At 71.3% G+C, this 12,574-nt stretch carries 12 protein-coding genes; 6 read left to right on the top strand and 6 right to left on the bottom strand.

From position 1 onward, the window contains the following. Both VNM44_RS17070 and VNM44_RS17065 read left to right on the top strand, forming a co-directional pair. Positions 1-411, top strand: a 411-nt coding sequence (locus VNM44_RS17070; RefSeq protein ID WP_325627543.1) for a PIN domain-containing protein, incomplete at its 5' end; no start/stop codon positions are given. 59 nt (positions 412-470) lie between these two features. Beyond that, complete coding sequence (locus VNM44_RS17065) at positions 471-713, top strand: DUF2630 family protein (RefSeq protein ID WP_325627541.1); 243 nt, start codon at positions 471-473, stop codon at positions 711-713. A 6-nt stretch (positions 714-719) separates the two neighbouring features. Here VNM44_RS17065 and tsaA read toward each other — a convergent pair whose 3' ends face one another. Then, a complete protein-coding gene (gene tsaA, locus VNM44_RS17060; protein ID WP_325627539.1) occupies positions 720-1,130 on the bottom strand; it encodes a tRNA (N6-threonylcarbamoyladenosine(37)-N6)-methyltransferase TrmO in 411 nt (136 codons plus the stop codon). A gap of 19 nt (positions 1,131-1,149) precedes the next feature. Further along, positions 1,150-2,763 carry a murein biosynthesis integral membrane protein MurJ gene (gene murJ, locus VNM44_RS17055; RefSeq protein WP_325627537.1) on the bottom strand — a complete coding sequence of 538 codons (1,614 nt, stop codon included), beginning with the start codon at positions 2,761-2,763 and terminating at the stop codon, positions 1,150-1,152. 86 nt (positions 2,764-2,849) lie between these two features. On the opposite strand from murJ, the gene rpsT reads away from it, so the two are divergent. Next, positions 2,850-3,119: a 30S ribosomal protein S20 gene (rpsT, locus tag VNM44_RS17050; RefSeq protein WP_325627535.1), complete on the top strand. Its 270-nt coding sequence runs from the start codon at positions 2,850-2,852 to the stop codon at positions 3,117-3,119. 6 nt (positions 3,120-3,125) lie between these two features. Here the strand turns inward: rpsT and holA are convergent, their stop codons facing one another. From holA to leuS, 4 genes are all read right to left on the bottom strand, one after another. Then, a complete protein-coding gene (gene holA, locus VNM44_RS17045; RefSeq protein ID WP_325627533.1) occupies positions 3,126-4,133 on the bottom strand; it encodes a DNA polymerase III subunit delta in 1,008 nt (335 codons plus the stop codon). A gap of 26 nt (positions 4,134-4,159) precedes the next feature. Continuing rightward, on the bottom strand, positions 4,160-6,442 hold the full coding sequence (locus VNM44_RS17040) for a DNA internalization-related competence protein ComEC/Rec2 (protein WP_325627531.1): 2,283 nt from the start codon (positions 6,440-6,442) through the stop codon (positions 4,160-4,162). 5 nt (positions 6,443-6,447) lie between these two features. After that, positions 6,448-7,032, bottom strand: a complete 585-nt coding sequence (locus VNM44_RS17035; protein ID WP_325627529.1) for a ComEA family DNA-binding protein — start codon at positions 7,030-7,032, stop codon at positions 6,448-6,450. A gap of 97 nt (positions 7,033-7,129) precedes the next feature. Then, the gene (leuS, locus tag VNM44_RS17030; protein WP_325627527.1) at positions 7,130-9,595 is read right to left on the bottom strand and encodes a leucine--tRNA ligase; all 2,466 of its coding nucleotides are present in this window, start codon (positions 9,593-9,595) and stop codon (positions 7,130-7,132) included. A 162-nt stretch (positions 9,596-9,757) separates the two neighbouring features. On the opposite strand from leuS, the gene fba reads away from it, so the two are divergent. From fba to VNM44_RS17015, 3 genes are read left to right on the top strand one after another with little or no spacing between them, the layout of a single operon-like run. Next, entirely contained in the window at positions 9,758-10,777 is a 1,020-nt protein-coding gene (gene fba, locus VNM44_RS17025; RefSeq protein WP_325627526.1) for a class II fructose-bisphosphate aldolase, read from the top strand. A gap of 9 nt (positions 10,778-10,786) precedes the next feature. After that, positions 10,787-12,046, top strand: coding sequence for a diaminopimelate decarboxylase (lysA, locus tag VNM44_RS17020; protein WP_325627545.1), 1,260 nt, complete (start codon positions 10,787-10,789; stop codon positions 12,044-12,046). Further along, the gene (locus VNM44_RS17015; protein ID WP_325627524.1) at positions 12,043-12,573 is read left to right on the top strand and encodes a CoA pyrophosphatase; all 531 of its coding nucleotides are present in this window, start codon (positions 12,043-12,045) and stop codon (positions 12,571-12,573) included. The genes lysA and VNM44_RS17015 overlap by 4 nt, the downstream gene beginning before the upstream one ends. Position 12,574 lies beyond the last annotated feature (1 nt).

Genomic DNA, 12,574 nt, shown 5'->3' with positions numbered 1-12,574 from the left:
GTCGACACGAACGTCGTCGCGTACGCGTACGACACCCTCTCCGAGCCAAGGCGCAAGGTGGCTCTGCCGGTTCTCCGCGACCTCTGGCTTTCCGGCCGAGGCTGCGTGAGCATCCAGGTGCTCCAGGAGCTATTCGTCACGTTGACGCGGAAGCTCGCGCGACCGCTCGAGTCGGGAAGTGCGCGCGACGTCGTCGAAGCCCTGTCGCACTGGACCGTGCACGCGCCGACGGCCGCCGACGTCGACGCGGCGATCCGAATCCACGAGCGCTACCGGATCTCCTTCTGGGACGCGATGATCGTCCGCAGCGCGGCGGCTCTCGGATGCGACACGATTCTGAGTGAGGACCTGAGCGCGGGTCAGCGCTACGACGGCGTCCTCGTCGTCGACCCGTTCGTGTCACCCACTTGATCCCGGGGTCTGGAGCGTCGGCGGCGCCGGGTCGTACCGTGCGAGCGTATGGTTCGGGCATGGACGACGCACAGATCCACGACCGCATCGAGCGGCTCGTCGCCGAGGAGCACGAGCTGTGGGATGCCCAGGGGGCCGGCAACGCGAGCGAGGCCGACCGGCGCCGGCTCGCGGACGTGAAGGTCTCGCTCGACCGGTGCTGGGACCTCCTCCGGCAGCGTCGAGCGCTCGAAGAGTTCTCGATGGACCCCGACGCCGCCAGGGCGCGCCCCGAGGAGACCGTCGAGGGCTACGAGCAGTAGCGTCGCTCAGGCCTCGCCGCGCAACACCGGCTTGACGTCGACGACGGGCGTCCCGTCGATCGCCTCGAGCGGCCGCACCCGGATCCGAGGGCCGTCGACGTCGACGACCTCGACGCGATGCAGCCCGATCGGGTTCGGCCGGTCGGGCGAGCGCGTGCTGAAGACGCCGCGCTCAGGCACGCTCCGGTCGTCGCGCGGGTGGACGGTCTGGATGTCCCGGTTGGCCTCGTGCAGCCACGTCAGAACGAGGACGTCGTCACCGACGGCGAGGTCGCGCGCGGCCTCGCACGCGTTGTCGTCGAAGACGATCCAGGCGTCGGGCGCGCCTTCCGAGCCCTGCATCGGAGCATCCTCGCGACGCGCTAGTGACGACTCGACGCGACCGACGGGCCGAATGACGAAGTCCTGCCCGTCCATCGGGCGATCGTAGTCGCGCTCAGCGACCGCGGCGCAGGGCGAGGAGCGAGCCGAGCTCGCGGACGCCGAGCAGACGACAGGCGCCGACATAGGCAGCCGTCCCGACCCCGAGTGCCAGCCCGACCGACAGGATCTGGGCGACGGTCGAGCGCCCGAGTGCGGCGTCGAGCGTCCACCAGACACCCACGGCGAGCCCGGAGGCGACAACGGACGCGAGGATGATTCGCGTCAGCGCGCTGAGCGTGGCGGCCAGCTCGACGCCCCCCACTCGCTTCCACATCAGCACCGCCAGGGCGACCGCGCCTGCGAGGTTCGAGAGCGAGACCGCGAGCGGCAGCCCCCAGACGCCGAGGCGGTAGAAGGCGACGAAGAGAAGCACGTTGAGCACGAGGTTCCCGAGGGCCACGAGCGTCGGGATCCAGTTCGACTGGAGGCCGTAGAAGGCCCGGTTGAGCAGCAGCATCCAGCCGTTGAAGACCAGGCCGACCGTGAACGCCGCGAGCGCCCCGGCAACGACCGGAGTCTGGTCGGCGGTGAACTCGCCCCGCTCGTAGACGAGTCGCGTGATCGGCTCTGCGAGTACCGCCGAGACGAGTCCGGCCGGGATCAGCAGGAAGCCGATCTGGCGGATACCGGTGTCGACCGTCCGCCCGAAGCCGGCCATGTCGCCTCGCGCGGCAAGCCGCGACATCGTCGGGAACAGCACTGTGGCGACGGCGACCGAGAAGATGCCCTGCGGGAGCATGTAGAGGCGGAACGCAAGGTCGATCGCCCGCGGTGCGAGCTCCGGGTCGATGAGGCGTGAGGCGAACAGCGTCCCGATCAGCGTCGAGACGTTGATCAGCCCGAGGGTCAGCGTGACCGGCAGCATCAGCACGAAGAAGCGGTGCACGGCCGGGTCGCGCCAGTCGAGCGCGACACGGAGGCGGCCGTCGAGCCCGCGCAGCCACGGCACGGGTAGCAGCAGCTGCACCAGCGTCGCGAGCACGATCGAGCCGGCGTAGACATACAGCTCGGTGTCCTGGCTCCCGGCCGCGGGCACTCCGAGCACGAGCCCGAGGATGATCACGAGGTTCCAGGCGACGGGGGTCAGCGCCGGCACGGTGAACTGGTCGTACGCGTTCAGGATCCCGACGACGATCCCCGAGAGGCCGAGGAGGATCACGATCGGGAAGAGGAGCCGGGAGAGCCCGACCGCGAGGTCGAGGTCGCCCCCGGGCGTCCCGAAGAGCTCGACGATCAGCGGCGCGATCAGCACGAACACCGCGGTGAGCGCGCTCGTGAAGAGGAGGACGAGCCAGAAGATCGTCGACGCGACGCGCCACGCGCGCGCCCGCTCGCCTTTCTCGAGCAGCTCGCTGAAGACCGGGACGAAGGCCCCCGAGAGCGCGGTGTCCGCCACCAGGGCGCGCACGAGGTTCGGGATCTGGAAGGCGACGGTGAAGGCGTTGATCTTCCCCGCGGCGCCGAAGGTGTACGCCGCGATGATCTCGCGCACCAGCCCGAGGACGCGCGAGATACCGGTCGCCGCGCCGAACACCGCGGTCGATCGGGCGAGGCGGCGCCGATGCGCGCGTTCCTCCGCAAGGGCCGGATCGACGTTCTGGTCGAAGGAGGGGTCGAGCTCGGACATGTCCACCCGAGTTTCGTCGATCCACCGGAAGCCCTCTGCTACCATCCGGCGGCCCGCGGCCGCAATCGGTCGGGGCGCTCTCACGTATGGCGAACATCAAGCAGCAGAAGAAGCGCGTCGGCATCGCGTCACGGCAGCGGCTCGAGAACCTCCGCTATCGCTCGACGATCAAGACGCTCGCGAAGCGCCTCGAGACCGCGGTCGCCGACGGCGACGATGCCGTGGTTGCCGCAGAGCATCGCGAGCTTGTCCGCACGATCGACCGGGCCGCGGCACGCGGCGCGCTGCACAAGAACACCGCTGCGCGCAAGAAGGCGCAGGCGGCCCGCGTCGTCAGCGGCGCGGCCGTCTCCTAGCGACGCTCAATCCCGCTCGCGCGCGACGTCGGCGACCGCGAGCTGGAGCTCGAGGTCCGGCGCGAGCCTGCTTCCACCCTTGAGCGCGTGGTCGAGGCGAGCGAAGCGAACGACGCCGTCACGCAGTTCCTCCGTCGAGAGCCTCTCCGCCTGCCTCGCGAGCTGCTTGGCCGGATACGGCTTCAGCCCGAGGGTCTTGCCCGCCTCCTCCACCGCGACGCCCGCCTCGAGCAGTGTCTTCATGCCCGACAGTCGCGCGAGGTGCTGACCCAGCCTGAAGCTGAAGGCGGCGGCCTCCTGCGCCCTCGTGCGGGGGCTTCGGGCGTAGCTCGCCTCGACGATCGCGAGCGCGCTCCGCACGTCGCGCCTGCCGAGCGCGTCCGTGAGATCCCAGGGCTGCGCTTCCGCGAAAGGCGTCGCCAGGCGCTGCACCTCCTCGACGCCGATCGGCTCGCCCGCGGCCCACGTCGCGAGCTTGTCGATCTCGCGTGCGAGCACGAGCTTGTCGTCGCCGACGATGTCGAGGAGCGCCTTGCACGCGTCGCCCCCGGCCTTGACGTCCCGAGCGCGAAAGCTCTCGGCGACCCATGCGACGGTCTCCTTCTTGCCGATCTCCCAGGCGAGGACGGTGCCGAGCTTCGCCACGGCCTTCGCGAGCGGCGAATCCTTCTTCACCTCTTCCGCGACGAGGCAGAGAACCGTACCCGGGGCCGGGTCGCGCAGGTACGCGACGATCGCCTCGACATCGTCCGTCTTCCATCCACCCGCGAGGCGGTCGAACTCGCCCCGCTGGCCGTCGACGTGCGTCACCAGGACGAGCCGTTCGCCCCCGAGCAGCGTGCCCGCGTTGCATGCCGCGACGACTTCTGAGCCGGAGACGCCGCCCTTTCCCGCGACGAGCCGTTCGATCGAGCCGGGGTCGAAGCGGCGCCTGAGCCTCTCGAGCGCCGTCTCGACCTTCGGCAGGTCGTTGCCGGTGATGAGGTACACCGGGGCAAGCTCCTGCGTCGCCACGCTTCCAAGCCTAGACTCGCGAGCCGCTACCGCTCGGAGCGCACGGTGACCGTCCGCCCGTCCGACTCGACGACGACGCGACCGTTCTCGTCCGTCCGGAAGGTCCGAAGCCCCGGCTGAGCGGCGAGCGCGGCGAGCGTCTCGGGGCGGGGGTGGTCGTAGTCGTTGTTCACGCCGACCGAGATCACGGCGATCTCCGGTCGCAGGACGCGGAGGAGATCGGGCAGCCCCGGGTCCTCCGATCCGTGGTGCGCGACCTTCAAGACCTCGATCGGCCGGAGCGGGAGCCGTGAGGTGACGTCGCTCTCGGCGTCCGCCGTCAGCAGCACGTCGGTGGACCCGAAGCTCGCGAGCGCGACGACCGCGTGCTGGTTGGGATCCTCGCTCGGCAGGCCCGGATCATCCGGCCAGAGGATCCGGAGGCGGAGCTTCCCGATCCGGAACACCTCGCCGGCGTGGACGACGACGATCGGGACGCTGCGCCCGCGCGCCGCGGCGACCGCAGCATCGTGGTCGGCCGACGGTGCCTCGATTCCTGGATCGGCGACCGTACCCACGGCGAGCCGGTCGAGCACGGCGGAGGCGCCACCGATGTGGTCCCGCTGCGGGTGTGTCAGCACGATCGCGGTCAGCGACCTGAGGCCGAGGCTGCGCAGTTGGCCGACGACGTCCGCCTCGGGAGGCCCCTCGTCGACCAGCACCGCCCCGCCCGGCACCTCGAGCAGCGCCGAGTCTCCCTGGCCGACGTCGAGGAACGTCACACGAAGCCCTGCCGGCGGCTCCCAGGACGGCTGTGGGCGCGTCGCCCATGCTGCGACCGCAAGCGTGAGCGCGACCGAGGCGATCGCCGCAAGCGCCGTCGGCCGTCCGTAACGCGGCAGGCGCCGCACGAGCAGGGCCGCGCCGACGACTCCGAAGGCGACGGCAATCGCCAGCGGCGAGGAGATCTGGGCCGAGGGCCAGCTCGCGACGACCCGTGCGACGAGCGCGATCCACCACGCGCACCATCCCGCGAGCCATGCCAGCGCGGTCGCGACGCCCGGCGACAGCGGCTCCACGGCGGCCGCGGCCAGGGACAGCGAGATGAGCGGCGGCATCGCCGGCTCCGCGGCGACGTTCGCCGGGACGGTCCACAACGCCACCTGTCCGAAGTGGAGCCAGACGATCGGGGCCGTCACGAGGCCACAGGCGGCGGCGACGACCAGCACGTCCCAGAGCCCGCGCGGCACCGGGTACGCCTCCGGAACGCCGGACAGGCGCGGCACGACGAGGAAGATCGTCGCGACCGCGGCGAACGAGAGCTGGAATCCGGGCTCGAGCGCCGACTGAGGCATCCACACGAGCAGCACGAGCGCGCCGACTGCGAGCGCGTGCCAACGGTCGCGCGGACGCGCGACGAGCCATGCGAGCGACGCAAGCACGCCTGCGACCGCCGCGCGCACGACCGACGGCTGCCAACCCACTGCGAGTGCGTACGAGAGGACGACGGCGATCGCGAGCGCTTCGCCCACGAGGCGACCCAGCCCGAGGATCCGCGCGGCGAGGACGACGCCGAACGCGACGATCGCCACGTTCTGCCCGGACACGGCAAGGAGGTGCATGAGGCCGCTCGCCTGAAACGCGTCCCGGAGCTCACGGTCGATGGCGGAGTCCTCCCCGAGCACGATCCCGGCGAGGAGCTGCCGCCGCTCGCCGGTCGTGCCGCGGGCGAGCGTCTCCTCGACATGCGCGCGCAACCGGTCGCCGACGCCTCCGATCCCGCCCCGCCGGCCGACGATCCGCCAGTCCTCGCCCTGCAGCACGACATGGACGCCGCGCCGAGCGAGCCAGCCGCGCTCGTCGAAGCCGGTCTCGGGCCCACGCGGAGCGACCGGTCGCACGCGGAGCTCGAGGACGGCCCCCTGGGGCGGCGCACGCTCCGGCGGCAGCTCGAGCAACACCCGCTCGCGAATGCGTGTTGCACCGTAGGCGAGCGCCTCGGCCGGGACTCGGATCGCAAACGGTGTGTGCCGGGCAGGCCCTGTAACGACGACGCGCGCAGGCGCGTCGCGGCCGAGTTGCTCTACGAGGTAGCTTCGATCGAGCGCGTCGCCCCGGACCGTCCCCCACCACAGGCCGGCGCATGCAAGCGCGAGCGCCGCGAGCGCGAGACGTCGCAGGTCACGCGAGACGAGCGCTCCCGCAAACGACGTGACGGCGGCCGCGGCGGACAGCGTCAGCGGCACGCGCGCCCAGACCGAAAGCGCGATCCCGACGCACGCCGACGCGACGAGCAGCGTCGGCCAGCCCGTCTCGAGGATCCGCCTCACGCGGTTCACGGTGTGACGAGGTCGCGGAGCTGCTCGATCCGCGCGGGCCCGATGCCGGGGACATCGTCGAGGTCGTCGACCGACTGGAACGGCCCGTGCGACGCCCTCCAGTCGACGATCTTCTGCGCCGTCACCGGCCCGATGCCCGGCAGCTCGTCGAGCTGGTCGACCGTCGCGATCGCGAGGCTCACCTTCGCGCCCGCGACGCTCCCGCCGACGACGGCGGCTTCCCCGGCAGGCCCGCGGCGCGGGACGATCACCTGCTGCCCGTCGGCCAGCGGCGCCGCGAGGTTGACCGCGGAGAGGTCGGCTCGTCTCGTCGGCCCTCCGGCACGGGCAACCGCGTCGGCGACGCGCGAGCCGTCCTTCAGACGGAAGAGGCCCGGCCGGTGGACGGCGCCGACGACATGGACGACGAGCGCCGGCACAACTCCGGCCCCCGAACCGTCACCGTCCAGCCGCGCCAGTGGCGCGGCAGCCGAAGGGCCTTCGCTCGCGCCGAGACCGGAGAGGCGCGAGCCCGCGACCGCGAGAAGGGCGACGAGCGGCACGGCGAGCATCGCGAGCTGCGTCCGGGTGAGAGTGATCACTCCGAGAGCGTCGCCCGCAACCCCTCACGGGAGTGTGACGGCTTTGCGCCGAAAGTGTGACGGCGCCGCGACCGAGCCGGTGGGCCGAGGAGCGAGGCTAGGCGACGAGATTGACGAGCCGGTCGGGCACGACGACCGTCCGGCGTGGCGTGCCGTCGTTCAGATGCGCCCGGACTCGCTCCGACGCGAGCGCGAGCTCGACAAGCGTCTCCTCGGACGTGCCGGCGGCCACGCGAAGCCGGTCGCGGAGCTTGCCGTTCACCTGCACGACGACCTCGACCGTGTCCATCGCGACGAGCGCCGGGTCGGCCTCGGGCCAGGCGGTCTCCCAGAGCCGCTCGTGCCCGAGACGGCTCCACAGCTCCTCGGCGACGTGAGGCGCGTACGGCTGAATCAGCGAGAGCGCCATCTCGGTCGCGAACCGCACCTCGCCCGCGCGCTCCGGGTCATCCTTCACGCGGTAGATCTCGTTCACGAGCTCGAAGAGCGCGGCGATCGGCGTGTGGAACTGGAAGCGGCGCAGGACGTCGTCTGTGACCCGGTCGATCGTCCGGTGGGCGGTGCGGATCAGCTCGCCCTCGGCCGGCGCCTCGACGGGGCCGCGGACTGCGACCTCCAGCGCGAGGCGCCAGATCCGGTCGAGTAGCCGTGCGGTGCCCTCGATCCCGTCGTCGTTCCACTCCTTGTCGTGCTCGGCGGGCCCCATGTAGAGGATGTAGAGGCGGAGTGCGTCCGCGCCGTAGCGCGCGATCGCCTCGTCGGGCGAGACGACGTTGCCCTTCGACTTCGACATCTTCGCGCCGTGCCGGTAGATCATCCCCTGGGTGAAGAGGCGCGAGAACGGCTCGCGGAACCCGAGCAGCTCCATGTCGTTCAGCGCCTTCGTGAAGAAGCGCGCGTAGAGCAGGTGCAGCACGGCATGCTCGACGCCGCCGATGTACTGCTTGACCGGCAGCCAGTAGTCGACGAGCTGCTTGTCCCAGGCCGCGTCGTCGTTCCGCGCGTCGGCGTATCGCAGGAAGTACCAGGACGAGTCGACGAACGTGTCCATCGTGTCCGTCTCGCGCCGCGCAGGGCCGCCGCACCGCGGGCACGTCGTCGCGACCCAATCCTCGGCGGCCGCGAGCGGCGATCGGCCCTTCGGCAGGTAGTCGTCGATCTCGGGCAGGAGAACCGGCAGCTGCTCCTCCGGCACGGGGACGATGCCGCAGCCGTCGCAGTGCACGATCGGGATCGGGCAGCCCCAGTACCGCTGCCGCGAGAGCAGCCAGTCACGCAGCCGGTAGCCGATCGTCGCCTCCCCCAGCCCGCGCTCGTCCAGCCACGCGGTGATCGCGCGCCTGCCCTCGGGCGCCGTGAGCCCCGTGAACTCGCCCGAGTTGACGAGCACCTCGTCGTCGGTGTGCTCGACGTACGCGCCCGCCTCCGCGGGTGTCGAGCCGTCGGCGGGCGCGACGACCTGGCGGATCTCGAGGCCGTAGCGCTCGGCGAACGCGTGGTCGCGCTCGTCGTGCGCCGGGACGGCCATGATCGCGCCCGTCCCGTATTCCATCAGGACGTAGTCGGCGACCCAGATCGGGATCGCCTCGCCGTTCACGGGGTTGACCGCGTAGCGTCCGGTGAAGACGCCGTCCTTCTCCTTCGTCTCCCGTTCGACGGTCGAGCGTGCGGCCGTGTGCCGCACGTACTGCGCGACCTCCGTCTCGTGCTCCGTGCCGGCGGTCAGCTCGGCGATCAGCGGGTGCTCGGGCGCGAGCGCGAAGAAGGTCGCACCGAACAACGTGTCCGGGCGCGTCGTGAAGACCGGCAGCTCCTCGCCCGAGCCGTCGACCCGGAAGACGACGCGCGCGCCCTCGGAGCGGCCGATCCAGTTCCGTTGCATCGTGAGGACGCGGTCGGGCCACGACTCGAGCGTCGCCATCTCGTCGACCAGCTGGTCGGCGTACTCGGTGATCTTGAAGAACCACTGCGTCAGGCTCCGCGACTCGACCTCGGTGCCGCAGCGCTCGCAGCGGCCGTCGATCACCTGCTCGTTCGCGAGCACGGTCTGGTCCTTCGGGCACCACTTGACGGGCGCCTCGCGGCGGTAGGCGAGCCCCCGCTCGAAGAACTGCAGGAAGATCCACTGCGTCCACCGGTAGTACTCGGGCTCCGCGGTCGAGACCTCGCGCGACCAGTCGATCGCCCACCCCATCCGCTTCATCTGGCGGCGGATCGCCTCGATGTTGCGGTTCGTGATCTCGCGCGGGTGGCCCCCTTCCTTGATCGCGGCGTTCTCCGAGTTCAGCCCGAAGGCGTCGTACCCCATCGGCCGCAGGACGGTGTAGCCCTGCCTGCGACGGATATGGGTGAAAACGTCGCCGAGCGTGTAGTTGAAGACGTGCCCCATGTGGAGCTCGCCGGAGGGGTACGGGAGCATCTCGAGGACGTACGTCGACGAATCGTCGGGCTGCGTCGCGACGTCCGGGTTCGGCACGTCGAACGCGCGCTCGCCGGCCCAGACGGCCTGCCACCTGGCCTCCACGGCCCCCGGGTCGTAGCGCTCGGTGTCCTCGTGCTCCATCGTCGGGTTTCTCCTCTGAGACGAAAAGAGCCTCTCGCTCGAGAGGCTCACGGGGAGTCGCCGCGGCGCCCGCCGCGTTCGCTCCCTGGACTACGGAAGAAGCTGACTCACGCCGTCGATCCTACCACCTCGGACAGGCGCGGTCCCGATTACGCTTGTCGTATGCCACTCGTCTCGATGCGCCAGCTGCTCGACGAGGCCGCCGCGGGCGGCTACGGCGTGGGCGCCTTCAACGTCAACAACATGGAGCAGATCCAGGCGATCATGGAGGCGGCGCGGGAGACGCGATCGCCGGTGATCGTCCAGGCGTCGCGCGGCGCCCGCCGGTACACGAACGACCTGTTCCTCTGGCACCTGATGCAGGCGGCGGTCGAGCTCTATCCGGAGATCCCGGTGGCGCTGCACCTCGACCACGGGAACGAGCCCGCGACCTGCATCTCCGCGATCGAGCTCGGCTTCACGAGCGTGATGATGGACGGCTCGCTCGAGGCGGACGGCAAGACGCCCGCGTCGTTCGAGTACAACGTCGCCGTCACGAAGGAGGTCGTCGAGCACGCGCACGCACGCGGCGTCACCGTGGAGGGCGAGCTCGGCACGCTCGGAGGCGTCGAGGACGGCCACGGCTCGGGCGAGGTGCACCTCACCGACCCAGACCAGGCGGTCGAGTTCGTCGAGGAGACGGGGATCGACGCGCTCGCGGTCGCGATCGGCACCTCGCACGGCGCGTACAAGTTCTCGCAGCCGCCCGACGGCGAGGTGCTGAAGATGAGCCTCATCCAGGAGATCCACCGGCGCCTTCCCGACACCCATCTCGTCATGCACGGCTCCTCGAGCGTCCCGCAGGAGCTCGTCGCGAAGGTGAACGAGTTCGGCGGCGCCCTGAAGCCCGCGTGGGGCGTCCCTCTTGAGGAGATCCAGCTCGGGATCCGCAACGGTGTGCGCAAGATCAACGTCGACACCGACTCGCGGCTCGCGATCACGGGCGCGATCCGCCAGGTCTTCGTCGAGTCGCCCGAGACGTTCGATCCGCGCGACTACCTGACGCCGGCGCGGGCCGCGATGCAGGCGCTGATCGCGCAGCGGATGGAGGGGTTCGGCCAGGCGGGGCACGCGGGCGACTACGAGCCGCTCTCGCTCGAGGAGATGAGCGAGCGGTACGCGACCGCCGCCGCCCGGGCCTAGGCGGGTCCCATCCTCGACCTCTTCCCCGACTCGACGTCCGTCGACGGCGGGCAGCTCTCGATCGGCGGCGTGCGGGCGTCGGAGCTCGAGGTGGCCCACGGGACGCCGCTCGTCGTCCTCTGCGAGGAAACGATCCAGGCCCGCGCCCGGGCGCTCCGGCAGGCGGTCGGGGACGGCCGCGTCTTCTTCGGGACGAAGGCGCTGCCGAACGTCGCCGTCCTGCGGCTGCTGCTGTCAGAGGGGATCGGCGCCGACGTCGCGTCGTCCGGCGAGCTCGCGTTCGCGCGGAACGCCGGCCTCGGGGGCGGCGACCTCGTCGTCCACGGAAACAACAAAGCCGAGGTGCTGCTCGCCGAGGCCGCCTCGGTCGGAGCCCCGGTCGTCCTCGACGCTCCGGACGAGCCGGCGCTTGCTGCCGCCGCGGGCGTCCGGCAGGCGCTCGTGCGGGTGACGCTCGGCGTCGACGCCGACACGCACGAGGCGATTCGCACGGGTCACCACGGATCGAAGTTCGGCCTGCCGCCCGATCAGGCGCGGGCGGCCGTCTCGGAGGCACTCGACTTCGGGCTCGACGTCATGGGCGTCCACGTCCATGTCGGCTCGCAGCTCGCCGACTTCGACGCCCAGGCGGAAACGATCGTCCGCCTCGCCGCGTTCGTCGCGAGCTGTCGCGACGAGCTCGGTTGGGTCGCGCGCGTCGCGGATCTCGGCGGCGGCTTCGGGATCCGCCACCATCCCGCGGACGAGGTGCCCGAGGCCGCCGAGCTTGCGGCGAGCGCTGCGACGACCGCCCGCCTCGCGTTTGTCGAGGCCGGCCTGCCGCAGCCCGAGATCTGGCTCGAGCCGGGACGCTGCCTCGTCGGACGTGCCGGCATCACCCTCTACCGCGTCGGCAGCGTGAAGCGTCTCCCGGAGCGGACTTGGGTCGCGGTCGACGGTGGCATGTCGGACAACCCGCGGCCGCAACTCTACGACGCGCGCTACACCGCGCTCTCGGCGGCCCGGACCGACGAGCCGGTCGACGAAGTGGTGAGCATCGCCGGGATGCACTGCGAGTCGGGCGACGTCCTCATCGACGACGTCATGCTGCCGTCGCCGCGGCGCGGCGACCTGCTCGCCGTGCCTGCGACCGGTGCGTACACGCTCGCGATGGCCTCGAACTACAACGGCGTGCCCCGTCCCGCCGCCGTCCTCGTGAGGGGCGGCTCCGCCCGCCTCATTCGCCGACGCGAGACGATCGAGGACCTGCTCCGCGTCGAGGTCGAATGACCGACGGCCTTCGGACGGCCGCCGTGCTCCTTCCCGTGTTTCGGGACGCGGAGCAGGAGCTACGGGTGGTGCTCGTAGTGCGGGCGGACGACGGAGGGCAGCACGGCGGCCAGCTCGGCCTCCCAGGAGGGAAACCGGAGCCCGGCGACGCCGATCTCCTCGCGACGGCTCTGCGGGAGGCGGAGGAAGAGGTTGGATTGCAGCCGGACGCCGTGGACGTCGTCGCGGCGCTCGAGCCGCTCCACACGCAGGCGACGGGCTGGCTCGTCCACCCGTTTCTCGGGCGGGTTCCGGCGGACACGGCGTGGCGGCTGCAGGAGGCGGAGATCGTCGGGATCCTCACTCCAGCCGCACGGATGCTCGCCGACAGGAGCGCACGGGCGCTCTTGCCGTTCTCCTCGCTGCGGTTCCGCGAGCCGCTGCTCGTCGACGGGATCGACGTCGAGGGCCACGTCCTCTGGGGCATGACGCTCAGGCTGCTCGACGACACCCTGCCGCGGCTGCTCGGCGGCGAGTGGGACGTCTGAG

The organism is Gaiella sp., assembly GCF_035558935.1.
GTDB lineage: Bacteria > Actinomycetota > Thermoleophilia > Gaiellales > Gaiellaceae > Gaiella.
Note: the sequence above shows the minus strand (reverse complement) of the source record. Positions and strands in the feature narration are given on the sequence as shown.

Coding starts and splice junctions, on each gene's coding strand:
- VNM44_RS17065 (WP_325627541.1), top strand. CDS start 471: ATGGACGACGCACAGATCCACGACCGCATCGAGCGGCTCGTCGCCGAG.
- tsaA (WP_325627539.1), bottom strand. CDS start 1,130: ATGGACGGGCAGGACTTCGTCATTCGGCCCGTCGGTCGCGTCGAGTCG.
- murJ (WP_325627537.1), bottom strand. CDS start 2,763: ATGTCCGAGCTCGACCCCTCCTTCGACCAGAACGTCGATCCGGCCCTT.
- rpsT (WP_325627535.1), top strand. CDS start 2,850: ATGGCGAACATCAAGCAGCAGAAGAAGCGCGTCGGCATCGCGTCACGG.
- leuS (WP_325627527.1), bottom strand. CDS start 9,595: ATGGAGCACGAGGACACCGAGCGCTACGACCCGGGGGCCGTGGAGGCC.
- fba (WP_325627526.1), top strand. CDS start 9,758: ATGCCACTCGTCTCGATGCGCCAGCTGCTCGACGAGGCCGCCGCGGGC.
- VNM44_RS17015 (WP_325627524.1), top strand. CDS start 12,043: ATGACCGACGGCCTTCGGACGGCCGCCGTGCTCCTTCCCGTGTTTCGG.